Raw genomic sequence first — 21,867 nt, forward strand, 5'->3', positions numbered from 1 at the left:
CGGTTTCCGCGGGCTCGGTGCACGTTTCGATCGCATAGCGAAAGGTTCGTGCACCGCCATCGGTTTCCGCGGGCTCGGTGCACGTTTCGATCGCATAGCGAAAGGTTCGTGCACCGCCATCGGTTTCGGCGGGCTCGGTGCACGTTTCGTTCGCATAGCGAAGGTTTCGTGCACCGCGGCCGCCAGGGGCGCCGGCGGTGCACGTTCCCTTCGGCCGTTTCTCGCCCCGGGAGCGGGCGGTGGGCGAGTTCCCGTCGCGAAACCATCCCCGGGAGCACTCGCCCGGGCCCGGGACGGCCGGGGCAACGGAGCGCGCCGGGCGCGACACGAAAGAACGAGGCGCGGGCGCGGCTGGGCGGTGTGGCACGTTGCTAACCCCACTGGCGCGCGGACGACGGACCGAACGACCACAACTGCAGAACCCCTCCCTCGCCGGCCCCCGCGACCGCGAGCGACGAAGGCCAACCGGCGGCGTACCGGCGCGCCGGGGAAGCCTCGCGCTAGCGCAACGTCCGGTCCAGCAGCGCGAACAGCTCGTCGAAGTGCCGCTCAGCGGCCGCCTCGTTGTACACCGGCGTGTCGGCCATCGTGTAGCCGTGCAGCGCGCCCGCGTACACCGCGCTCGTGCGCCGCACGCCGGCCTCGTCCAGCGCTGCGTCGAGCGCGGCGATCTGCTCGGGTGAGTTGCCGTGGTCGCGGTCGGCGTGGCCGAGCAGCACCTCGCCGCGCAGGGCGCCGACCTGGAGGTGCGGGCTGTCCGCGGCGTCCGTGACGAGCCCGCCGCCGTGGAACCCGGCGAGCGCCGCGACGCGGTCGGGGTGGGCCGCGGCGATGCGGATGCCGAGCCGCACGCCCATGCAGTAGCCGGTGATCGCGACGGGTTCGTCGGCGACCTCGGCGAGCGCATCCAGGTACGCCGCGCCGTCGCGCGCCATCGCCTCGGGCCCGAGCGCGCGCATGAGCGGCATGACGCCCTTGAAGAACTCCTCGCGCGCGCCCTCGGCGCTCATGTCCGGGAACGGCAGGACGGGCGCGCGGCCGGCGCGGTAGAAGACGTTCGGCGCGAGCACCGCGTACCCGCGCTCGGCGATGCGGTTGGCCATCGCCTCGATCTGCGGCCGCAGCCCGAAGGCGTCCATGAGGAAGAGCACGCCGGGGTGCCGGTCGCCCTCGTCGGGCCGCGTCAGGTAGGCGTCCGCGACGCCGTCCGCGGTGCGGATCTCGATGGTCGAGCTGCGCATCGCGCCACAGGTTGACAGCGGCGCCGATGAGTTCGCTCGCAGTCCGCTGTCATATGCGGCATGCGGATCATCGTGATCGACTTCATCTCCCTCGACGGCGTCGTCCAGGCCCCCGGCGGCAAGGGCGAGGACGACGACGGCGGCTTCGCCCACGGCGGCTGGTCGCAGCAGTTCTTCGACGAGGACGTCATGGGCCCCGCCATCGACGGCGTCATGCAGGAGAGCCAAGCGCTGCTCTACGGCCGGCGCACATGGGAGGGCATGGCGGCCGCGTGGCCCGGCCGCGCCGGCGACCCGTTCGCCGACGCCATGAACGCGATCGAGAAGCACGTCGCGTCGACGACGCTCAGCGCCGGCGAGGTCGCCGAGCGGTGGAACAACTCGCACCTCATCGAGGGCGACGCCATCGACGGCATCCGGAAGCTCCGCGCCCGCGACGGCGACGGCGCGATGCAGATCTGGGGCAGCTCGTCGCTCACCCGCCAGCTCATCGAGGCGGACCTCGTCGACGAGTTCCGCCTGCTCCTCGAGCCGATCCTCCTCGGCGGCGGCAAGACGATCTTCCCGACCGACGGGAACGCGCGACCGCTCGAGCTCGTCGGCGTCGAGCAGGCGAAGACCGGCGTCCTCGTCTGCACGTACCGCCCGGCCTAGCCGTCGGAGCGAGGCCCCGCCGGAGACCCTCCGGCGGCGGCCCTCACCGGCGCTCGGCCGGCGGCGGGATCTCGTTCTCCTTCGCGCGAAGCGAGGCGGAGGCGGGCGCCCGCCGCGACGCCGCCCGGGCGGTCGTGCCGGTGCCGGCCCAGTCGGCGGCCGTGACCGGCTGGGCGAGCAGCGCCGCCCACGTCGCGTCGTCGGTGACGCCGGTCGGCTGGATGCCGCTGCGCTCCTGGAACGCGCGCAGCGACTGGTCGGTGCCGGTGAAGAACTGGCCGTCGATGACGACGGAGGGGTCGGAGGACGCGAGGTGCTGCTGGACCCAGACGACCTCGTCGCCCTTCGCGCCCTTGCGCAGGACGGGGTAGCCGGGGTCGGTCAGGGCGGCCGGCTCGGGCTCCGCGGCGGCCAGCGCCTGCCAGCCGGACTCCGCCGTCGCCTGCCACGACCACCACGACAGCCCGCCGGCCCCGTACGCGCGCCACACGGCGCGGAAGCGCGACAGCTCGTCCGCGGTCGGCGACTGGTAGGTCTGCCCGAGCGGCGCGATCGGCACGCCGTAGAGGCGGTTGTGGGCGAACGTGTGCGCGCTCGCGGCGTCGACGGTGTCGCCGATGTCCTTCCAGTAGACCTGCGGCAGGTTCGCCTGCGCGCCGCCGGGCCCGAGGAACACCGAGTACGGCAGCCCCGGGTGGTAGTCGACGTACGGGAACGAGGTCAGCCCGATCGGGTACGCGCTGCCGACGCGGCCGCGCAGCGCCGTCATGTACCGCTGCGCCTGCGCGTACCGGCTCTGGTACTCCGACTCCGCGTCGATGACGAAGCAGTCCGCGCCGGCGGTCACCGCGGCGGCGGCGACCGCGGCCTCGCCCTCGGGGTCCTTGCCGTAGACGTACTGCCAGGCGCACGCGGTCAGGCCGCGCTCGTGCAGTGCGGCGACGAGCTGCGGCGAGAACTGCGTCCACGCCGACGTCCCGTCGCCCGCCTTCACGAACACGGTGCGGATGCCGGCCGCCTGCGCGCGGGCGGCGATCGCGTCGAGGTTGCCGCCCTCGCTCTTCGGCAGCTGCCAGATCCACATCCCGTTGCCGGCGAAGGCGTCGGGCAGACGGGCGTCCCGCGTGGCGGGCGCCGGCGCGCGGACGATCGGCGGCGCCGTCACGGTGATCGCGATGCGGTTCGAGTAGTGCCTGCGCTTGTCACGGACGTAGACGAGCACCTTCCCGGCGCGCGTGCCGGCCGGGACGCGCGCGATGTAGCCCGCGCGGGTGCGCTTGAGCTTCGACACGAGCGCGCCGAGCTGCCAGCGGAACGTCACGCGCATGCCCGCGGTCAGCCGCGTGCCGCGCAGCTGGACCGAGCGGCCGACCTGCACGCGGATCTTGCCGCCCTTGCACGCCTTCGCGGTCGGCGGGACGCAGCGCACGTCGCGCAGTCGCGGCGCCGATGCGGCGAAGGCGCTCGTGCTCGTGCTCCCCGCGACGAGCAGCGCGAGCAGCGAGGGCAGGAGGAGACGGCGCACGACTACCGGGCGGCCTCCCGCACCGGCAGCGCGAAGCGCAGGCCGGACAGCTTGGCGGAGAACGCGTTCGGCGCCGGGAGGTACGTCGGGCTGTCGCGGCCGAGCATCTCGAGCACGATCAGATGGCCCTTCGCGAACTTCCAGGCGTTGCCGTCGAGCGGGAACCTGAAGCGGTGCGAACCCTGGTCGAGCCGGTACGCGCCGCGGGTGATCAGCCGCTGCGTCTTCGTGGTCGGGTCGTAGTCCCAGAGCCGCGCGATGATCGACGCGTACGCGCCGCGCGTGACGGCGCGGCCGGTCAGGACGGGCTGGCCGATGAGCGTCATGCCGGGCGACTTGACCGACAGCTTCGCCTTGCTCTTGGGGTCGTTGCGATGCGGCGTGCAGAGGTCCGCGCCCTTGCCGCTGACCGGAGCGAGCTCGTCGGCGAGCGCCTGGCTCGCGCCCTTGGACGTGATGCGGAACGACGCCTTCGTGGTGATGCGCAGCTGGCGCGCGGCGAGCTTGGAGTAGCGCGACGCGGTGAACGGGCCTCCGCCGGAGGGCGCGGACCTCGGGCAGGTCATCGCGTACGCGGTGACCGAGCCCGCCGCCGGCTTGGTGCCCTTGCCGAGGAGGTGGGACTCGAGGAACGCGATGCCCTGGCGATCGAACGCGGCGACGTCGTTCGGGTGGTTCGCCCCCGGGTTGTGCCCAAGGTCGCCGAGCTGCAGCGAGACCGGGAAGCTCGGGTTCGCCTTGATCAGCCGGGTGTAGGCGCCGAGCGCCTGCGGCGCGGGGAAGAGCGCGTCGGTCCACCCCTGCTGGATCATCAACGGCGCCGGCTCGCCCTGGAGCAGGGTGACGCCGTGGTTGCGGTACGCGTTGTCGAGGATCGCCCGCGACCGCGCGGTGATGCGGCCGCTGTCGAGCGCCTGCTTCCACGCCGTCACGTCGGCTGACAGGTCGCTGCCGCCGGGCGGCGCGATGTAGCCGAGGCCGCCGACGGCGAAGATCCCGTCGGCGTAGGCCTTCGTCACGACGCCGAACGGCAGCGAAGACGTGGTGTCGCGGCCGTTGCGTGTGAAGATCGCGGCGCCGTTGGTCCAGCCCCAGCGGGGCCAGGCGGCGGCCAGCGAGATCGGGGTGCCCTTCGGCGAGGTCCACGGCCCCTCGGATCCGTTGACCTGCCTGACGCGGTTGTGCAGGAACGCGAGCATCATCGACATGCCGCCGCCGTACGAGACGCCGGTCGCGCCGATCGCGTCGGCCTTCGCGGTGCCGTCGTCGACGAGCAGCCCGAGCAGGTGCTGCACGTCGCGCACCTCGTAGCGGATGTCCATGAGGCGGGCGAAGCCGTTCGCGCAATCGGCGGTGCGCGACTCGGGCTTGCCGCACGAGTTGCCGAAGCCGCGCGCGGTCGGGGTGAGAACGGCGAAGCCGCGCCTCGCGAGCTCGACGTTGTTGTAGAGCGGGTCGCCGCTCCCCACGCCCTCGAACGACGTCTTCGTGCCGCCGAGGCCGTGGTGCAGGACGACGGTCGGGAACGGCCCGTCGCCCTCGGCGGGCAGCGTGACGTCGGCGTCGATCGGCGTGCCGTCCCAGCTCGGGATGCGCGACGCGAGATCGGTCGTCGGGCAGAAGCGGACGCCGTCCTGCGCGGTGCAGGCGTGACCGAACGGAGTGGGGGCAGCGGACGCCGGCGCGGCCGCGGAGACGAGGAGGAGCGCGGCAAGCGGCAGCGCCCGGCGGAGCAGACCCATGGCGGGGCAGCCTAGAGAACCGCTCGTTCCACCCCCGGGTGCCGGCTCTCAGCCTCGGTCCAGCGCTGCCTTCAGCCGCTGCAGCCCCTCGCGGATCGCGTCGGGCGGCGTGCAGGTGAACGCGAGGCGCAACGTGGCGCGGTCGGGTTCGGCTGCGTAGAACGGCGCGCCGGGGACGAACGAGACGCCTTCCTCGAGCGCGTCCTCGAGCAGCCGCGCGGTGTCCGGCGCGCCGGCGAGGCGGGCCCAGACGAACATGCCGCCGTCGGGGCGCGTCCACGTCGACCCGCCCGGCAGGACGTCGGGCAGGCCGGCGAGCAGGACGTCGCGGCGGTCGCGGTAGGCGTCGCACGCGCGCTGCAGCCCGGGCGCGAGGTCGGCGGACCCGAGGTACGCGGCGGCGGCCGCCTGGACGACGGAGGAGGTGTGGAGGTCGAGCGCCTGCTTGGCCACGACGTACGCCGGGCGCACCTCGTCCGGGACGTCGGCCCAGCCGATGCGCAGCCCCGGCGCGACGATCTTCGAGAGCGACGAGAAGCGCAGCGTCCGCTCGGCCGCGCCGTCGAGCGACGCGATCGGCGGCGGCGACTCGCCCTCGTAGCGCAGCGCGCCGTAGGGGTCGTCCTCGATCAGCCACAGCCCGGCGCGGTCGACCGCCTCGGCGAGCGCGCGCCGGCGCTCCAGCCCCAGCGTCTTGCCGGTCGGGTTCGCGAACGTCGGGACGACGTAGACGAGCTTCGCGTCGTGGCGCGCGGCCTGCGCGATGAGCGCGTCGGGCAGCATCCCCTCGTCGTCGGCGGCCACGCCGACGCAGCGCGCGCCGGCGAGGGTGAACGCCTGCAGCGCGGCGAGGTACGTCGGCTCCTCGACGAGCACGACGTCGCCGGGCTCGAGCAGCGACAGCGCGGCCAGCGCGACCGCCTGCTGCGAGCCGGTGGTGACGACGATGCGGTCCGGATCGCCGTCGCCGGCGAGCAGCGCGCGCAGCGTGGGGTTCCCCTCGGTCGGGCCGTACTGCAGCGTGCCGCGATCGGCGAGCGCCTGCTGGAACGCCTCGGCGATCCCCTCGCGATCGAAGAGCTCGGGGTCGGGCAGGCCGCCGGCGAGCGGGATGACGTCGCGGTCGAGCGTCCGCGCGAGGAGGTCGCGGACCGGGGACGAGGTGGGCGTGCGGCTGCTCATCGCCCGGTGAACACCGGCTCGCGCTTCTCGACGAACGCCTGCGCGGCCTCCCGGTGGTCGTTCGTCGTCCCGGTGTGGAGGTGGTGCGTCGCCTCGAGGTCGAGCGCCTCCTCGAGCGTCCCGGTCAGCGCGCGGTTGAGGTTCTCCTTCATGTACCGCAGCGCGAGCGCGGGACCGGCGGCGAGCCGGCGCGCCTTGTCGAGCGCGAACCCCTCGAGCTCGCCGGCGGGGACGACGGCGTTGAGGAGACCGAGCTCGAGCGCGGCGTGCGCGTCGAGGCGCTCGCTGAAGAAGTAGAGCTCGCGCGCCTTGGCCGGGCCGACGAGCTGCGTGAGGAACCACGTCCCGCCGTAGTCGCCGGCGAACCCGACGCGCGCGAACGCGGTCGTCAGGAAGGCGGTGTCGGCGGCGTAGCGCAGGTCGCACGACAGCGCGAGCGACAGCCCGGCGCCCGCCGCCGGGCCCGGCAGGACGGCGATCGTCGGCTTGGCCATCCGGTGCAGGCGGCCGGCGGTCGCGTGGTGGTTGAGCCGCTGGCGCTGGACCTGCGTGTCGAACGGCGCGTCATCGAGGCCGGCGGCCATGTCCTTGACGTCGCCGCCCGCGCAGAACGCGCCGCCCGCGCCGGTGAGGACGACGCAGCGGACGTCCTCGCGGATCTCGACGGCGGCGATCGTGGCGGCGAGCGCCTCGAGCAGGGAGCGCGTGAGGGCGTTGCGGCGCTCGGGCCGGTTGAGCGTCAGGACGGCGACTCCGTCCTCGACGTGGGCGAGCAGCTCGTCGGTGCCGGTGTCGATGGGAGCCATCCGCGTACCCTACGCGCCGCGCATGGTCCGCCTTCGCCAAGCCGTCCTCGTCGCGCGCGACCTCGATGCGGTCGCCGGCGCGCTGCGTGAGCAGCTCGGCCTCGGCGAGCCGTTCCACGACCCCGGCGTCGGGCACTTCGGCCTGCGCAACGCCGTGATGGCGCTCGGCGACACGTTCGTCGAGGTCGTCTCGCCCGTGCAGGACGGCACCGCGGCCGGCCGCTACCTCGATCGCCGCGGCGGAGACGGCGGCTACATGGTCATGTTCCAGCTCGACGACCTCGCTTCCGCGCGCGAGCGCGTGCAGGCGCTGGGCGTGCGGACGGTGTGGAGCCTCGAGCTCGACGACATCGCCGACGACCACCTCCACCCGCGCGACATGGGCGGCGCGATCGTGGCGCTCGACCGGCCCGAGCCGGCGGGCTCGTGGCGCTGGGGCGGCCCCGCGTGGGAGGGTCGCGTGCCCGGGCACGAACCCGGGGGCGTCCGCGGCGCGACCGTCGCCGCCGCCAACCCGCCCGCGATGGCGCGGCGATGGGCGAACGTCCTCGGCCTGCCCGTCCGCGATGACAACGGCGCCCCCGAGGTGCCCGTCGACGGCGGAGCGATCCGGTTCGTGGAGAGCGACGCCGAGGGCGTCACCGGCTTCGATCTCGAGGTGCCCGGCCGCGCCGGGGAGACCGCCGAGATCGGCGGCGTGACCTTCCGTCTCGTCTGACAGTGACGGGGGCGGCGCCGGGGCGGCTGTCCCGTCCGCCCCGGCGCGCTCGGCGATGGTGGGTCAAGCCACCGCCGCCCCCTCCGCCGGTCGAGGAGAGACGACCAGACGGCACGTTTGTCGACTCATTTGATCGACAACTTCGCTGTAGCGCCCTCCGGGAGGCGCTGAGACGATCTTGGGCGGCTTGGCGCGCGCACCGGTGAAGAACCTGAGAACAGGCGCAAGCCGGGCGCGCTCGCGACGTTGGATCACGCCCGGTGAGTCAGAGGCTGAAGCCGGCGTCGCCGTCGAGCTTCGCCGGGCGGCCGATCGGGTCGTCGTCTCCGGCGAGGGCGGCGCAGGCGCCCGGCTCGTGGGTCTTCGCGAACGCGCGGGCGCCATCGGGCGTGCGGACGCTGACGACCCCCATCGTCGCCGTGCCGTCCCGGTCGTAGAGCGCCGTGTAGGACTCGATCGGCGCCTCGCCGGACCAGCCTTCGGCGATCGCCACCTTCGGCTGCGCGTCGACCTCGGCCTGGACGTCGAAGCCGCGGTACTCCTGCTCGGGCGGGTCGGCCGACAGGACGGCGACGTGGTGCTTGGTCAGGTACCAGCCGACCGCGGTGGCGAGACCGCGCCCGCCGCTCTCGCGCAGGCGCCGGACGAGCGTCGCGACGCTGTGGGTGACGTAGTCGTTCGCGGGGCCGCCGAAGAACGCGAGGCCGCCGGTGACGGTCGGCGCCGGCGCTCCGTCGCCGAGCGGGATCCCCAGCTCGAGCGACGCGGTCTGCACCGCGCTGGGGAAGCACGAGTAGAGGTCGACGTGCTCGACGTCGACCGCCTCGGCGCCCGCGTGCCCGAGCGCCGCCGCGGCGGAGGCGGCCAGCGCCGGGGAGCGGTGGAGCTCGGGCCGCTCGCCCGCGAACCAGTGGTCGTGGGCGCCCGCAGTCGCCTCGGGGAACACCCAGCGGTCGCGCGGCACTCCCGCCGCCTCGGCCGTCTCAGCGCTGCACACCAGCAGCGCCGCGGCCTGGTCGACCTGGATGTTCGCGTTCATGACCTTCGTGTAGGGGCTCGACACCAGCCGGTTCCCCGGGCCGGGCGTCGCGACCTGCTCCGCCGTCAGCGCCTCGCGCGACCAGGCGTGCTCGTGCCCCGCCGCCACCTGCGCGTACGGCGCCCACCACGACGCGATCCACTCGACGTGCTCGCGCACCCCGCGGCCCGCGGCCGCCCGGTGCGCGTGCTCGAACAGCGGGTAGTAGAAGATCGGCGCGATCAGCCCGGCCGCTGTCTCGGCCGGATGCGACGCGTCGGCGTCGACGCCGACGACGCGAGACGGCTCGGTGCCCTCGGGCTGCTCGGGCCAGCCGGTCGCCTCGCCCGCCTTGACCGCCCGCATGTACGGCGTCATCGCCTCCGCGCCCGCGATGAGCACGACGTCGGCGTCGCCGTCCGCGATCGCCGTGCACGCCGCCTGCAGCAGCGCCAGCGGACCCGTTCCCCCGCGCGCGCTGCGCCACGTCTCGCGCGGCGAGATCCCGAGCTGCGCGGCGAGGTCGCGTGCGGGGTCCGGCACCGGCCAGGAGAAGCAGTCGACGACGGCGACGACGCCGGCGCGGTCGAGCAGCGCCGGCGCCCCCGCGTCGTCCGCCGCAGCGCGCGCCACGCGCTCGAGCGCAACGAGCGGTGACAGGACGTCGCCGTCCTCGCCCCGATCGGTCCGTTCCGACACGCCAACGACGACGGGAAGCCTGTTGCGGAGGTGCACCGGGGGCATGATGCCGGGACGCAGTGGGCAACGTGATTTACATGCCCACAGCGACGGAAACCGGCTACGAGCGCAAGACGGGTCTGGTCCCGACGCTCAAGCGCACCTTCAAGGAGTTCCAGCAGGACAACCTCACCGACTGGGCGGCCGCCCTGACCTACTACGGGGTGCTCGCCCTGTTCCCGGCGCTCATCGCCCTCGTGTCGATCGTCGGCCTCGTCTTCGACCCTCAGCAGGTCACGAAGACGCTCACCGACACGGTCACTGCGATCAGCCCGGGTTCATCTGTCGATGCTCTCAAGGGCCCGATCGAGTCCGTCACGTCGAGCAAGAGCAAGTCCGGCGTCTTCCTGATCGTCGGCGTCCTCGCCGCGCTGTGGTCGGCCTCGGGCTACGTCGGCGCGTTCATGCGCGCGTCGAACGTCATGTTCGAGGTCGACGAGGGCCGCCCGATCTGGAAGCTGCGCCCGCTGCAGATGCTGGTGACGCTGTTCCTGATCCTGCTGCTCGCGATCTCGGCCATCGCCGTCATCGTCACCGGGCCGCTCGCCCGTGCGCTCGGTGAGAGCGTCGGCATGGGCGACACCGCGATCACCGTGTTCAACATCGCGAAGTGGCCGGTCATCGTCGCCGTCGTGATGCTCATGCTGTCGGTCCTCTACTACGCGTCGCCGAACGCGAAGCTGCGCGGCTTCAAGTTCATCACTCCCGGCGGCGTGGTCGCGGTCGTCGTGTGGATCGTCGCGTCGGCCCTCTTCGCGCTGTACGTGTCGAACTTCGGCTCGTACGACAAGACGTACGGCAGCCTCGCGGGCGTCGTGCTCTTCCTCGTGTGGCTGTGGATCTCGAACGTCGCGATCCTCTTCGGGATGCAGCTGAACGCCGAGCGCGAGCGCGACATCCAGATCCGCGACGGCGTGCCGGACGCCGAGCGCGAGCTGCGCCTCACCGAGCGCGACGAGGCGCCCGAGAAGAAGCGGCCGACTACCGCCTGAGCCACCAGCAGCGTCAGGACGGCGACGACGGGGAGCGAGCGGGACATGGGGCGGCGAGGGGCGTCGCTCGCGCCCGCCCTGTCAAGCGCGCCCTCGGCCACACGGCCACGGCCAGCCCGGCGAGGACGACGGCCGCGCCGGTCAGCTCGCCGCTGTTGGGCACCTCGTCGAGGAGCAGCCACGCCGCCGCGATCCCGGCGACCGGGACGATGAGCGCGTACGGCACGACCACGGACGCGGCGTGCCGGCCGATGAGCCACGTCCACGCGCCGAAGCCGAACGCCGTCGCGAGCACGACGACGTAGAGCAGCGCGAGCAGCCCGCCGGCGTCGAACGTCGTCAGCGCGTGCTCGATCTCGCCGTGGTCCTCGAGCGCCCACGACAGCCCGGCGAGCGGCAGCGGTGGGATCAGGCTGGCCCACACGAGCAGCGCGACCGCGTCTGGCGCCTGCGCGCGCCGCGTGATGACGTTGCCGATCCCCCACGACAACGCCGCGGCGACGCCGAGCAGCAGCGCGACGAGCGGCACGTCGGCCGACCGGCCCGTCGCGATGACGCCCATCCCGGCGAGCGCAACGGCGGCGCCGGCGACCTGCCGCGGGGCCGGCCGCTCGCCCAGCGCCACCACGGCCAGCGCGATGGTGAAGATCACCTGCAGCTGGAGCACGAGCGACGCGAGCCCGGCCGGGAGGCCCTCGTGCATCCCGACGAAGAGCAGCGCGAACTGGCCGGTGCAGATGAAGACGCCGACGCCCACCACGTACGGCCAGCGCACGCCGGGGCGGCCGACGAGCAGCAGGCCCGGCAGCGCGATGAGCGCGAAGCGCAGGGCGGCGAAGAGCAGCGGCGGGAACGTGTCGAGCCCGACGTCGATGACGACGAAGTTCACGCCCCACACGACGGCGACGGCGGCGGCGAGAGCGGCGTGGCGGGCGGGCATGGGCCTCAGTCTGAGCCGCCGGAACCGACAGAGCGATTCGACTTCGCGGGGATGATCCGTAAGCTGAGCTTGTGCTTGACGTCCGCCGCCTGCGCTCGCTGCGGGAGCTCGCCGACCGGGGCACGATCGCCGCCGCGGCCGACGCGCTCCACCTCACGCCCTCGGCCGTCTCCCAGCAGCTCGCCGCGCTCGAGCGCGAGGCCGGCGTGCAGCTGATCGAGCCCGACGGTCGCCGCGTCCGCCTCACCCCGGCGGCCGAGCTGCTGCTGGAGCACGCCGATCCGCTCTTCGCCCAGCTCGAGCGCCTGCGCGCCGAGCTCGACGCCCACGCCGACGGCACCGCCGGCATCGTCCGCATCGGCGCGTTCCCGACCGGCATCGTCGGGCTCGTCGCGCCCGCCGTCCGCCTGCTCGAGCAGCGCTCCCCCGGCATCCGCCTGCGCGTCATGGAGATGGAGGCGCCCGAGGTGTTCGACCGCCTCGGCCGCCGCGAGATCGACATCGCCGTGTCGATGGAGGCGCCCAGCGCGCCGCGCGCCGGCGACGCCCGCTTCCACCGGCGCGAGCTCGCGTCCGACGTCCTCGATGCCGTGCTCCCCGCCGCGCACCCGCTGGCGAAGGGCGCCGGCCCACTGCCGCTGCAGGCGCTCGCGGCCGAGCCGTGGGTCTGCCCGCCCGTCGGCTGGTCGTGCGACGAGGTCGTCCGCGCCGGCTGCCAGGCCGCGGGCTTCCTCCCGCGGGTCGAGCACCGCACGTCGGACTGGCACGCGGTCGTCGCGCTCGTCGACGCCGGCCTCGGCGTCTCGCTCGTGCCGCGCCTCGCGCAGCTCGCGCCGCCGCCGGGCGTCGTCGTCCGGCCGCTCGAGGGCCACCCGCCGTGCCGTCACCTCATCGGCGTCTCGCTCGGGGGCGCCGAGCACCGCCCCGCGATCGCCGCGGTGCTCGACGCGCTCGGCGCCGCCGCGACCCGCGGGCCTATGCTCGCCGTGGCATGACGGAGTGGACCGACCACGCCCTCGACGTCCTCGAGCGCGAGGGCTACCGCGCCGGATCGGCGCGGCGCACGGTCGTCGAGCTGCTCGGCCGCCAGCGCTGCTGCCTCAGCGCGAAGGAGATCGAGGAGGCGCTGCGGGACGAGGGCCGCGAGGTCGGCCTCGCGTCGGTGTACCGCGCGCTCGAGGTGCTCGACCAGCTCAAGCTCGTCCAGCGCCTGGATGCCGGCGAGGGCGTCGTCCGGTACGAGCCCGCGCACAGCACCGGCCACCACCATCACCACATCGTCTGCGAGCGCTGCGGCGGCTTCGCGACGTTCGAGGACGAGGAGCTCGAGGGCGCGATCGGCAAGCTCGCCGGCAAGCTGAGCTGGCAGGTCGCCTCCCACGACGTCGTCCTGCGCGGGACGTGCCCGCGCTGCACCGGCGCTACCTGATCAGGACCGGCGTGCCGAGCGGCACGCGCGGATACAGGTCGATGACGTCGGAGACGTGCATGCGGATGCAGCCGTGCGACGCGCGCGAGCCGATCGACCAGTCCTCGGCCGTGCCGTGGATGCCGACCGAGCCGTTGACGCCGAGCCACCGCGCCTTGAGCGGGTTGTTCGGCGCGCCGCCGGGGACCGTCTGGCCGCGCATCGAGCCGGCCCAGTCGCTGTCGGGCACGTGCCAGGCCGGGTTGACCTGCCTGCTCTGGATGCTGAAGAGCCCGGTCGGCGTGTCGAAGCCCGCGGCGCCGATCGCGATCGGGTAGCGCTTCGAGATCTTCAGCCGCTTGAAGAGCCGCAGCTTCAGGTTGTTGCGGTCGACGGTGAGGATCGTCGGGTTGCGGTGCTGCAGCGTGCGCTTCGTGACCTCGGGATGGTCGACGTTGATGCGCGAGCGCAGCTGGCGCGGGCGGCTCATGTCGACGAGCGTCAGGTTCAGGCGCCGGGCGAGCGAGACCTCGTTGATCGTGCGGCCGTTCTTCGTCTTCGAGACGAGCATGTGGCGCAGCGTGATCCGCAGCGTGGCGTTGCGCGGCTTGATCGAGACGTCGCGGTCGACGTCGACCGCGAATCGCTTGACCGCCTTCTTCGAGAACGTCACCGCCAGCGGGACGTCGGTCGCCGGGTCGCTGCGCAGGCCGGCGTAGTACGCGCGCTTGGCGGTCAGCGCGGCGTCGAAGACGAGCTTCGCCTGGCTGATCGGGTCGAGCGAGTACTGCTTGTTCGCCGCCTTGACGAGGATCGGCCGGGCGTACTGGCCGCCGAGCGCGAGCTGCAGGTTCGTCGTCGCGCTCTCGACGGTCTGGCCGCCGAGATCGATCCCGCCGGCGCTGTAGCCCGGACGGATGACCTTCTGCGAGACGTCCTCGTCCTGCGCGGACGCGGCGGCCGGGAACGCGAGGACGACGAGGAAGGAAGTGAGCAGGCGGCGGCGAAGGGTCACGGTCGGCGGCAGGGTAGCTGTGCCGCTCAGGCCGCTTGCAAGCCGTCCTGCATCTCGGCGCCGTGCTCCGTGAAGAACTCGTCGAGGTACCGCCACGTGGTCCGGCGGGCGGCGCGGCCGGTGAGGACGCCGAGGTGGCCGCCGGGCGCGCGCTCGAGGCGCACCTGCGGCGAGTTCGGCAGCAGCTCGGCGACGTGGTGCACCGCGGGGCGCGGCGCGAGGACGTCGGTCTCGCCCGCCACCGACAGGACGGGGACGCGAACCTCGGCGAGGTCGATCTCCTGGTCGGAGAGCACGAGGTGGCCGTCGGCGAGGTCGTTGACGCGGAAGAACTGGTGGTAGAGCTGGCCGAACGTGCGCCCCGGGTAGGCGTGCATGTGGGCCATGAAGCGGTCGACGGCCTCGAGCTGCGCGAGCCAGTCGCGGTCGTGCAGGTGCCGCGCGATCGCGTACGGGCGCGTGATCTCCTTGTCGATCGACGTCAGCTGGAACGCACGGCGGACGAGCGGCGACGGCGCGCCGCCGAGCGCGCGGTACAGCTGCGTGACGATCGCGCCGTTCGTGAGGTTCGCGAGCGGCCGGATCGGCGCCATGAGCCGCACCTGCGTGAAGTCGAACGGGCTCGCGACGCAGGCGACGCTGTTGACCGGCAGCGTCTCGCCGCCCGCCACCGACAGCAGCGACATGATCCCGCCGAGGCACCAGCCGACGAGCTGCACCGGCGCGCCGCCGGCGTCCTCGGAGACGGCGCGGACGGCGGTGGGGATGACGTCCTCGACCCAGTGCTCGACTCCGAGGTCGCGGTCGGAGAACGAGATCTCCCCGTACTCGACGAGGTACGTCGGATGGCCGTGGCGCACGAGGTGCTCGGCGAGCGAGTGGCCGCGGCGCAGGTCGAAGCACAGCGCGGGCGCGGCCAGCGGCGGGATGAGCAGCACCGGCAGCGCGTCGACGTCGGGCGCGGAGGCCGGGCGCATGAACTTGAAGACCGTGCCCTTCGGCTCCTCGCGGATGATGCGCGCGGGGGTCGGGCGCAGGTCCGCCACGCCGCCGCGCACGACCTTGTCGAACACGTTCGCCGCGGCGTCGGCCACCTGTCCGGGTGTGGGCAGCGTCGGGAGCATGGATCAGATGCAACGACACTACCCGCGAGAACTGGCGGCTACGAAGGGTGCGCGAGCAGCCACTCGGCGACGCGCGCGCTGGCCGTTCTCAGCTTGCGGAAGTAGGTGGCACGCGAGAGGTGGAGGTCCCACCACGCGGACTCGTGGCTGCCGGACGGATCGAGGTAGCCGCGGCGCAGCACCTGGCGCAGGAGGTCCTCCTCGCTGCCTTCGCCGAAGGCCTGCTCGACCGCCCGCTCGAGCGCCTCGCGCACCGAGGCCGCGCGCTGCTCGGGCGTCGTGCCGCGCGCGAGCGGGCTGGCGACGAGCTCGGTCGGCTGGTCGAGGTTGCGCAGCGCGTCGCGGACGTCGTCGGCGGTCACCTCGCGGGCGGGCTCGTCCGCTGCGGGCGCGGCGGCCGGCCCGTCGGCGGCGGGCCGCGGGCGCGGCAGCCCCAGCTCCGCGTAGACGGTGGCGAGGATGCCGCCGAGCAGGCCGCCCTCGCCGTGGTCGAGGATCCAGCACTGGACCGCGCGGCCGCCGCCGTACTTGAGATCGAGCTCCTCGACGTGGCGCGCCCGGACGCCGCGGGCGAACGCGACCGCCGCCTCGTTGTGCGGGTCGATCGGCAGGTACGACCAGCGCGGGTTGCGCAGGCCGGAGCGCATGACGACGCCCGTGTTCATGAGCGCGAGGATCGGCGACGAGATGTCGCCCTCGCGCGAGGTCGTCATGTCGATCGAGTCGCGCCACAGCAGCGCCTGGCCTTCCGGCGCGTGCGCGCGCGCGTGGACGAGCCACGGCCCGAGCATCCCGTCGACCGCCGCCTGGCGCGGGGCGTTCTGCGGCGTCACCGCGTAGGCCACGCCGCACAGCCGCTCGTCGGCGTCACGCACGACGAGCGCGCGGTCCGGCGTCTCGCGCAGCAGCCGCGCCGTCGGCTGCCACCACGACAGCCACGCCTCGTCGTCCATCTCGATGCGGCCGCGCAGCCGCTGCTCGAGCGCGGGCAGGTCGTCCTCGCGCACGCGATCGATGCGGTGGCGCACCGAGCCCTCCGCGCCCATCCCCCACCGCAGCGCCGGGTTCTCGACGAGGTCGGCGAGGTCGGGCAGCAGCCGCAGCTCGCCCCGCGTCGCGCGGGCGTGGACGTGGTCGGCGATCCGGCGGCGCAGCTCGCGCTCGTGGTCGGGCCGCTTGCGCTTGAGGTCGGCGCGCAGCGCCTTGCGGACGAGGTCGTGCAGCGCGACGCCCTCGCCGATGTGCTCGGCGAACGAGCGGGCCCGCAGCCACGACTGCGCCTCGTCGGCGTCGACGCCGGGCAGCACCTCGCGCAGCAGCCGCGCGGTGACGACGCGCGCGATCGACGCGACGGCGAGCACGTCGCCGTCGCCCTGCAGCATCTCCTCCTCGGTGAGGCGGCGGAGGATCGCCTGCGTCAGGTCGGGCCGGCCCTCCAGCCACTCCGGCCGCCAGCCGCCGTCGCGCGCGGCGTCGGCGCCGAGCGACAGCGCGAGCGGCGAGCCCTCCGCCCAGTCGAGCAGCCGCCCGACAGTCTCGCGGTCGTCGAGGCCGCGCTGGCGGGCGAGCTCCAGCGCCTCCTCGTCGTCGAACGGCTTGAGCTCGAGCTCGACGACGACGTCCTCCCAGCCGCCCTGGAACCACTCCGGCTCGGGCCGGCGGCGCCCGGACAGCACGACGAGCGCGTCCTCGGGCAGGCTCGGCAGCAGCCGCTGGCGCAGCCAGCCGCCGACGGCCGCCATGCGCTCGTAGGTGTCGAAGACGACGAGCGGGTGGTCGTCGTCGGTGACCCCGCTCAGCGTCCGTTCCAGCTCCCCCGGCGCCGGCGCCAGCTCGCGGCCCTCGACGAGCCGCGGCTGCCAGCCGCGCGCGGCCGCGCGGCGCGAGACCTCGCGCAGCAGCGTGCTCTTCCCGATCCCGCCGGGCCCGTGGACGAGCACGACGTTCGGGTGCTGCCCGGCGTCGAGGAGCTCCTCGAAGAACGCGAGCTCACGCTCGCGTCCGACGAAGCGCTGCGCGTCCCGGGCGGCGAGGCGGTCGGCGAGCGTTGCCATGTTCCGGTCGATCATGCCCGATCGGCAGGACCGCTGTGAAGGGCTATGGCCGGAAGTCGAGCAGCGCCCGGGCGACCCGCTCGGACGCCTCGATCTGCGGGCAGTGGCCGATCCCCTCCAGCAGCAGCACCTCCGTGTCCGGCAGCGCCTCGATCACATGGCGCGATCCGCGGTGGGTGACCATGCGGTCCCGATCGCCCCAGATGAGGAGCACCGGGCACGCGACCTCCTCCAGCCGGAACGGCGCCTTCAGCTCGGGCAGCATCCGCCGGCCGGTGGCGAGCGCGCTCTCCAGCCGGTCCTTGCGGCGGTGGTGGTCGGTGAACGCGCGCACGACCTCGCGCTGCGCCGCGCGCGGACGCGCGAACGCGAGCTGCCGGTACGCCTCGCCGACGGCGTTGCGCAGGACGGGCTCGGGCAGCGGGACGGGCGAGGCGAGGATCCAGCGTACGATCGGGTCGCGCTCGATGATCGAGAACCACGCCGGCATGTCGAACCCGGCCGGTGCGATGGGCGCGATGCCCGCGATCGGCAGGTCCGGGTCCTCCCCCGCGCGCAGCGCCAGGCAGCCGCCGAGCGAGTTGCCCGCGACGATCGCCTCGCCGCCGGGATCGTCCTCGAGCGCATAGGCGATCGCCTCGCGCGCGAACGCGTCGAGCTGCGGCAGCACCGCCGCGTCCGCGTCGAGCCGGTCGGCCGTGCCGAAGCCCGGCAGGTCGACCGCGATCGCCCGCCGGCCCGCGCGCGCGAGCCGGTCGAGCACGAGCCGCCACGTGTCCGCCGAGTCCGCGAAGCCGTGCAGCAGCACGAGCGGCGGCCCGTCGCCTTCGAGCTCGAGCACCCTCGTCCCGAAGCCCGCGAGCTCGAGGCGGTGCTCGAAGAGCGGCTGCATGGAAGTTCAGTGCGACGGCGGGGCCACGAAGTCCTCCTGCCGCACCAGCGCGGCGGTGAGGATCGCACCGACCAGCGCGACGATGAACGCCACGAGGAGGATGTCGTCGAACGCGCCGACGAAGCCGACGTGGACGGGCTCGCGCAGCGGCTCGGGCAGCCTGCTCAGCGGCACCGAGGAGAGGAACTCGCCGAGGTTCTCGGCGCCCTCGGGCCTGATCCCCTGCACCGGCGTCTCGGCGACGATCCGGTGCTGGAAGATCGCGCCGAGCCCCGCGATGCCGGTCGCGATGCCGACCTGCCGGAACGTCGAGTTGATGCCGCTCGCCATGCCCGCCCGCGCGGGCTCGACGACGCCGACGGCCGACGACGCGAGCGCCGGGTTCGTCAGGCCCACGCCGACGCCCATGATCAGGAAGCCGGGCAGCAGCACGGTCCAGTCCGACGAGGGCTCCACCGCGCGCATGGAGAACAGGCCGATCGCGACCAGCAGCAGGCCGCCGCCCATCAGCCAGCGCACCGGCACGCGCGACGACAGCCGGCCGCTGACCGGTGCGACGAAGAACGAGACGAGCGTCGTCGGCAGGAAGCGCAGGCCGGCCTCGAGCGGCTCGTATCCGAGCTGGTTCTGCAGGTAGAGCGTCTGGTAGAGGAACATCGCGAACGCCGACGCCGACAGCGCGAAGGCGGCGATCGACGCGCCCGCGAACGCGGGCTTGCGGAACAGCGTCAGGTCGAGCATCGGGTCCGCCGTTCGCCGCTCGACGAGGACGAAGAGCACCATCATCACGACGCTGCCGATGAGGAAGCCGCTGATGAGCGGGCTGCCCCAGCCCTCCCCGTTGCCGCGCACCAGGGCGAACACGAGCAGGAAGAGCGACGCGCTGAACAGCACGACGCCGGGCAGGTCGACGCGGTGCACGCCGGGCGCGCGCGACTCGCGGACGTAGCGGACCGTGACGAGGATCGCCAGCGCGCCGATCGGGACGTTGACGAAGAAGATGTACTCCCAGCCGAAGCCCTCGGTCAGCGCGCCGCCGATGAGCGGCCCGACCGCGACCGCGCCGCCGATCGTCGCGCCCCAGATGCCGATCGCCGTGCCGCGCTCGCGCCCGTGGAACGCGCCGGCCAGCAGCGCGAGGCTCGTGGCGAACATCGCCGACGCCCCGACGCCCTGGATGCCGCGCGCGACGTTGAGGAACAACGGCGTCGTGGCGAGCCCGCAGAGGACCGAGGCGGCGACGAAGAGCGCGAGGCCGCCGATGAAGATGAGCCGGCGGCCGAGGCGGTCGGCGAGCGACCCGGCGGTGAGCAGGAGCGCCGCGAGGCCGAGCGCGTAGGCGTCGACGACCCACTGCAGATCGGTGAAGCTCGACTGCAGATCGGCCTGGATGTCCGGGAGGGCGACGTTCACGACCGTGACGTCGATCAGCAGCATGAACGTCGCGACGCAGACCGCGACGAGCGTCCACCACTTCGCGCCGTCGTCGTCGGCGGGCGCCGCACCCGGCGGCGGTGCTGCGGCTTCCTCGATGGCCATGGCTGGTCATGATGCCCGGCGTGGAAGGTTCGACACCTCTCGAGGACGCCCCGAACGCGCCCGATGGGCTGCTCGGCCGCCTGCGCGCCGACCCGGTGCGCGCGCCGGAGACGATCGCGCTGGCCGCGGCCGACGTGCACGGGCCCGCCGCGCTGCGGTGGGCGGCGGAGCACGGCCGGGACGGGACGCGGCTGGCGAAGCGGGCCAAGCGGATCCATGCGCGCCTCTCGCGCTACGGCGGCGCGGCGACCGGCGTCGGCGGCTGGATGACGATCCTGCCCGACATCGCCGCGACCGGCTGGATCCAGTCGCGGATGGTCTTCTACATCGCCGCCGCCTACGGCTTCGACCCGATGGACCAGATGCGCCCGGCGGAGCTGCTCGTGCTGTGGGGCCTCTACGACGATCCGCTCGAGGCGCGCAAGACGCTCGACGGGATGGGCAAGACCATCGCGGAGACGGCGGCGCGCAACGCGGTGTCGCGGTCCGACCAGGAGGCGCTGATCGCGCGGCTCGCGCGGGCCGGCGCGGCCCGCGGCGCACGGCATCTGGCCGGGCGGATGATCCCCGGCGTCGCGATCCTCTTCAACGCCGTCGGGAACGAGCGGTCGACGCGCGAGCTCGCGGACCGCGCGATGGCGTTCTACGGCGGATAGCGTCCGCCCGCGGACCTACCTTGTGCGGCGATGAAGGCGGGTGAGAGCAGGGAAGACGTGCAGATCGAGGGTCCCACGCGACCCGTCGAGGCGATGGAGCAGGACCTGCGCGAGCTCATCGCGACGGTCCAGCGGCCGCCGCTGCGCGCGCTGCTCGACCGGCTGCTCGGCGAGGACACGGAGACGTGGCATCGCTACCGCATCGCGCCCGCCGCGAAGCACTTCCACCAGGCCTACCTGCACGGCCTGCTCGAGCACTCGCTGTCGGTCGCCCAGGCGGTCAGCGCGATCAGCGCGACGTTCCCCGGCATCGACCGCGACATCGCGGTCACGGGCGCGCTGCTGCACGACATCGGGAAGATCGAGGCGTACAGCAGCGACCCGGTCGAGATCGACCTCACCGACCACGGCCGGCTGCAGGGCGAGATCCCGCTCGGGTACTTCCGCGTGCGCAGCGCGATCGAGGCCATCGACGGCTTCCCGCCGCAGCTCGCGCAGGCGGTGCTGCACATCATCCTCAGCCACCACGGCCGGCTCGAGCACGGCAGCCCCGTGATCCCGTGCACGCGCGAGGCGACGCTCGTGCACTTCGTCGACAACCTCGGCGGCCGGCTCGGATCGTTCGACCGCGTCGAGCGCGAGCTGCCCGACGGCACGTCGTGGTCGCGGTTCGACCGCGGCATCGGCGGCGGGGCCTGGTTCGGCCTCCCGCGCGCCGCCTAGACGCGGTCGAGCAGACCCGTCATCTCCTCGGCGGCGACGCGGATGCGGCGGATGTACTCCTCGCGGCGCTGCGCGTCGAGCTTCGCGCCGTCGTCCTCGAGGATCCGCGCGAACGTGTAGATCACGGCGAGCGGGTTGCGGAGGTCGTGGACGAGCTGAGCGACGTGGTCGTCACGCATCGCGGGTGAAGCGGCCCTCGTCGCGGTCGTCGTCGTCCTCGAGCTGGATCTCGCCGCGCTCGAGCGCGATGGCGATCGCGTGCACGCGGTTGCGCGCCTGGAGCTTGCGGATGACGTTGCGGACGTGGGTGCGGACGGTCTCGACGGAGACCTCGGGCCGGATCCGGCCGCCGATCTGCTCGGCCGTGTTCCCCTCGGCCATCAGGTGCATGATCTCCCGCTCGCGCGGCGAGAGCTGCGGCACCTTCGCGGTCGCGCGCGGGGACAGCAGGACGCGGTCCAGCCGCGGGTCGACGTACGAGCCGCCGGCGGCGACGCGCTCGATCGCGGCGAGCAGCTCGTCCAGCGAGCCGGCCTTGAGCGCGTACCCGCGCGCACCCGAGTCGAGGCCCTCGTACAGCGACTCGGCGTCGACCTCGCCCGTGTAGAGGACGATGCCGAGCCCGGGGTCCACGGCGAGCAGCCGGCGCGCGAGCTCGATGCCCGACCCGTCGGGCAGCCCGATGTCGATGATCGCCACCTCGGGATCGCCGTGCTCGACGAGATCGACGCCCGCGGCGAGGTTGCCCGCCGAGCCGACGACCTCGTGACCGGCGCGCTCGAGCAGCGCCTCGAGCCCCGCCCGGAGCGCCTCGTGGTCATCGATCAGGACGAGCTTCGTCATCCGTGCCAAGCATAAGCCTCCAACCTGTCAAGAAAGACCGCAAAGAGCGGCCCCTCC

21 protein-coding genes are annotated in these 21,867 nt (G+C 73.7%); 7 read left to right on the forward strand and 14 right to left on the reverse strand.

The genetic code is table 11. From position 1 onward, the window contains the following. Positions 1-500: 500 nt before the first annotated feature. A complete protein-coding gene (locus tag AC1UE4_RS19830; protein WP_482919058.1) occupies positions 501-1,241 on the reverse strand; it encodes a dienelactone hydrolase family protein in 741 nt (246 codons plus the stop codon). Positions 1,242-1,301: 60 nt separating this feature from the next. Here AC1UE4_RS19830 and AC1UE4_RS19835 point away from each other — a divergent pair, with 60 nt between their 5' ends. Further along, the gene (locus tag AC1UE4_RS19835; protein ID WP_482919059.1) at positions 1,302-1,895 is read left to right on the forward strand and encodes a dihydrofolate reductase family protein; all 594 of its coding nucleotides are present in this window, start codon (positions 1,302-1,304) and stop codon (positions 1,893-1,895) included. Positions 1,896-1,938: 43 nt separating this feature from the next. Here AC1UE4_RS19835 and AC1UE4_RS19840 read toward each other — a convergent pair whose 3' ends face one another. From AC1UE4_RS19840 to AC1UE4_RS19855, 4 genes are read right to left on the reverse strand one after another with little or no spacing between them, the layout of a single operon-like run. Next, positions 1,939-3,420, reverse strand: a complete 1,482-nt coding sequence (locus AC1UE4_RS19840) for a peptidoglycan-binding domain-containing protein (protein ID WP_482919060.1) — start codon at positions 3,418-3,420, stop codon at positions 1,939-1,941. Between the two features lie 2 nt (positions 3,421-3,422). Then, the gene (locus tag AC1UE4_RS19845) at positions 3,423-5,162 is read right to left on the reverse strand and encodes a S15 peptidase family protein (protein ID WP_482919061.1); all 1,740 of its coding nucleotides are present in this window, start codon (positions 5,160-5,162) and stop codon (positions 3,423-3,425) included. 48 nt (positions 5,163-5,210) lie between these two features. Continuing rightward, positions 5,211-6,344 carry an aminotransferase-like domain-containing protein gene (locus AC1UE4_RS19850; protein WP_482919062.1) on the reverse strand — a complete coding sequence of 378 codons (1,134 nt, stop codon included), beginning with the start codon at positions 6,342-6,344 and terminating at the stop codon, positions 5,211-5,213. Further along, positions 6,341-7,150 (reverse strand): enoyl-CoA hydratase, encoded by an 810-nt coding sequence (locus AC1UE4_RS19855; RefSeq protein WP_482919063.1) that lies wholly within the window; start codon positions 7,148-7,150, stop codon positions 6,341-6,343. Before AC1UE4_RS19855 ends, AC1UE4_RS19850 begins: the two co-directional genes overlap by 4 nt. A gap of 22 nt (positions 7,151-7,172) precedes the next feature. On the opposite strand from AC1UE4_RS19855, the gene AC1UE4_RS19860 reads away from it, so the two are divergent. After that, positions 7,173-7,868, forward strand: a complete 696-nt coding sequence (locus AC1UE4_RS19860) for a VOC family protein (RefSeq protein ID WP_482919064.1) — start codon at positions 7,173-7,175, stop codon at positions 7,866-7,868. Positions 7,869-8,133: 265 nt separating this feature from the next. On the opposite strand, the gene AC1UE4_RS19865 is transcribed toward AC1UE4_RS19860, so the two are convergent. Further along, positions 8,134-9,585, reverse strand: coding sequence for a TLP1 C-terminal extension domain-containing protein (locus AC1UE4_RS19865; protein ID WP_482919065.1), 1,452 nt, complete (start codon positions 9,583-9,585; stop codon positions 8,134-8,136). Positions 9,586-9,662: 77 nt separating this feature from the next. On the opposite strand from AC1UE4_RS19865, the gene AC1UE4_RS19870 reads away from it, so the two are divergent. Then, on the forward strand, positions 9,663-10,616 hold the full coding sequence (locus tag AC1UE4_RS19870; protein ID WP_482919066.1) for a YihY/virulence factor BrkB family protein: 954 nt from the start codon (positions 9,663-9,665) through the stop codon (positions 10,614-10,616). Between the two features lie 13 nt (positions 10,617-10,629). Here the strand turns inward: AC1UE4_RS19870 and AC1UE4_RS19875 are convergent, their stop codons facing one another. Beyond that, on the reverse strand, positions 10,630-11,556 hold the full coding sequence (locus AC1UE4_RS19875) for an EamA family transporter (RefSeq protein ID WP_482919067.1): 927 nt from the start codon (positions 11,554-11,556) through the stop codon (positions 10,630-10,632). A gap of 71 nt (positions 11,557-11,627) precedes the next feature. Here AC1UE4_RS19875 and AC1UE4_RS19880 point away from each other — a divergent pair, with 71 nt between their 5' ends. After that, entirely contained in the window at positions 11,628-12,551 is a 924-nt protein-coding gene (locus tag AC1UE4_RS19880) for a LysR family transcriptional regulator (RefSeq protein ID WP_482919068.1), read from the forward strand. Next, entirely contained in the window at positions 12,548-12,985 is a 438-nt protein-coding gene (locus tag AC1UE4_RS19885; RefSeq protein WP_482919069.1) for a Fur family transcriptional regulator, read from the forward strand. Before AC1UE4_RS19880 ends, AC1UE4_RS19885 begins: the two co-directional genes overlap by 4 nt. On the opposite strand, the gene AC1UE4_RS19890 is transcribed toward AC1UE4_RS19885, so the two are convergent. Genes AC1UE4_RS19890 through AC1UE4_RS19910 form a run of 5 tightly spaced genes read right to left on the reverse strand, consistent with a single transcriptional unit; the run spans position 12,978 to position 19,588 of the window. After that, complete coding sequence (locus AC1UE4_RS19890; RefSeq protein WP_482919070.1) at positions 12,978-13,979, reverse strand: L,D-transpeptidase family protein; 1,002 nt, start codon at positions 13,977-13,979, stop codon at positions 12,978-12,980. The two genes, AC1UE4_RS19885 and AC1UE4_RS19890, sit on opposite strands and share 8 nt — an antisense overlap. Before the next feature lie 26 nt (positions 13,980-14,005). Beyond that, entirely contained in the window at positions 14,006-15,103 is a 1,098-nt protein-coding gene (locus AC1UE4_RS19895) for an alpha/beta fold hydrolase (RefSeq protein WP_482919071.1), read from the reverse strand. 38 nt (positions 15,104-15,141) lie between these two features. Beyond that, positions 15,142-17,157 (reverse strand): ATP-binding protein, encoded by a 2,016-nt coding sequence (locus tag AC1UE4_RS19900; RefSeq protein ID WP_482919072.1) that lies wholly within the window; start codon positions 17,155-17,157, stop codon positions 15,142-15,144. A 43-nt stretch (positions 17,158-17,200) separates the two neighbouring features. After that, complete coding sequence (locus AC1UE4_RS19905) at positions 17,201-18,049, reverse strand: alpha/beta fold hydrolase (protein WP_482919073.1); 849 nt, start codon at positions 18,047-18,049, stop codon at positions 17,201-17,203. Between the two features lie 6 nt (positions 18,050-18,055). After that, positions 18,056-19,588, reverse strand: coding sequence for an MFS transporter (locus tag AC1UE4_RS19910; RefSeq protein ID WP_482919074.1), 1,533 nt, complete (start codon positions 19,586-19,588; stop codon positions 18,056-18,058). 20 nt (positions 19,589-19,608) lie between these two features. Between AC1UE4_RS19910 and AC1UE4_RS19915 the strand changes: the two genes are divergently transcribed. After that, positions 19,609-20,244, forward strand: coding sequence for an EcsC family protein (locus AC1UE4_RS19915; RefSeq protein WP_482919075.1), 636 nt, complete (start codon positions 19,609-19,611; stop codon positions 20,242-20,244). A gap of 30 nt (positions 20,245-20,274) precedes the next feature. After that, positions 20,275-20,967, forward strand: a complete 693-nt coding sequence (locus tag AC1UE4_RS19920; RefSeq protein ID WP_482919076.1) for an HD domain-containing protein — start codon at positions 20,275-20,277, stop codon at positions 20,965-20,967. Here the strand turns inward: AC1UE4_RS19920 and AC1UE4_RS19925 are convergent. Together AC1UE4_RS19925 and AC1UE4_RS19930 are read right to left on the reverse strand one after the other, a co-directional pair. Then, the gene (locus AC1UE4_RS19925; RefSeq protein ID WP_482919077.1) at positions 20,964-21,146 is read right to left on the reverse strand and encodes a histidine kinase dimerization/phospho-acceptor domain-containing protein; all 183 of its coding nucleotides are present in this window, start codon (positions 21,144-21,146) and stop codon (positions 20,964-20,966) included. The genes AC1UE4_RS19920 and AC1UE4_RS19925 overlap by 4 nt on opposite strands. Next, entirely contained in the window at positions 21,139-21,810 is a 672-nt protein-coding gene (locus AC1UE4_RS19930; RefSeq protein WP_482919078.1) for a response regulator, read from the reverse strand. Before AC1UE4_RS19930 ends, AC1UE4_RS19925 begins: the two co-directional genes overlap by 8 nt. Positions 21,811-21,867: the final 57 nt, after the last annotated feature.

It is taken from the genome of Parviterribacter kavangonensis (assembly GCF_056863335.1).

Excerpts from the sequence above, each read along its gene's own strand:
- AC1UE4_RS19930 (WP_482919078.1), bottom strand. The coding sequence starts at position 21,810 with ATGACGAAGCTCGTCCTGATCGATGACCACGAGGCGCTCCGGGCGGGG.
- AC1UE4_RS19870 (WP_482919066.1), top strand. The coding sequence starts at position 9,663 with ATGCCCACAGCGACGGAAACCGGCTACGAGCGCAAGACGGGTCTGGTC.
- AC1UE4_RS19850 (WP_482919062.1), bottom strand. The coding sequence starts at position 6,344 with ATGAGCAGCCGCACGCCCACCTCGTCCCCGGTCCGCGACCTCCTCGCG.
- AC1UE4_RS19895 (WP_482919071.1), bottom strand. The coding sequence starts at position 15,103 with ATGCTCCCGACGCTGCCCACACCCGGACAGGTGGCCGACGCCGCGGCG.
- AC1UE4_RS19860 (WP_482919064.1), top strand. The coding sequence starts at position 7,173 with ATGGTCCGCCTTCGCCAAGCCGTCCTCGTCGCGCGCGACCTCGATGCG.
- AC1UE4_RS19835 (WP_482919059.1), top strand. The coding sequence starts at position 1,302 with ATGCGGATCATCGTGATCGACTTCATCTCCCTCGACGGCGTCGTCCAG.
- AC1UE4_RS19845 (WP_482919061.1), bottom strand. The coding sequence starts at position 5,162 with ATGGGTCTGCTCCGCCGGGCGCTGCCGCTTGCCGCGCTCCTCCTCGTC.
- AC1UE4_RS19855 (WP_482919063.1), bottom strand. The coding sequence starts at position 7,150 with ATGGCTCCCATCGACACCGGCACCGACGAGCTGCTCGCCCACGTCGAG.
- AC1UE4_RS19925 (WP_482919077.1), bottom strand. The coding sequence starts at position 21,146 with ATGCGTGACGACCACGTCGCTCAGCTCGTCCACGACCTCCGCAACCCG.
- AC1UE4_RS19905 (WP_482919073.1), bottom strand. The coding sequence starts at position 18,049 with ATGCAGCCGCTCTTCGAGCACCGCCTCGAGCTCGCGGGCTTCGGGACG.
- AC1UE4_RS19885 (WP_482919069.1), top strand. The coding sequence starts at position 12,548 with ATGACGGAGTGGACCGACCACGCCCTCGACGTCCTCGAGCGCGAGGGC.
- AC1UE4_RS19900 (WP_482919072.1), bottom strand. The coding sequence starts at position 17,157 with ATGGCAACGCTCGCCGACCGCCTCGCCGCCCGGGACGCGCAGCGCTTC.
- AC1UE4_RS19920 (WP_482919076.1), top strand. The coding sequence starts at position 20,275 with ATGAAGGCGGGTGAGAGCAGGGAAGACGTGCAGATCGAGGGTCCCACG.
- AC1UE4_RS19910 (WP_482919074.1), bottom strand. The coding sequence starts at position 19,588 with ATGGCCATCGAGGAAGCCGCAGCACCGCCGCCGGGTGCGGCGCCCGCC.
- AC1UE4_RS19875 (WP_482919067.1), bottom strand. The coding sequence starts at position 11,556 with ATGCCCGCCCGCCACGCCGCTCTCGCCGCCGCCGTCGCCGTCGTGTGG.
- AC1UE4_RS19830 (WP_482919058.1), bottom strand. The coding sequence starts at position 1,241 with ATGCGCAGCTCGACCATCGAGATCCGCACCGCGGACGGCGTCGCGGAC.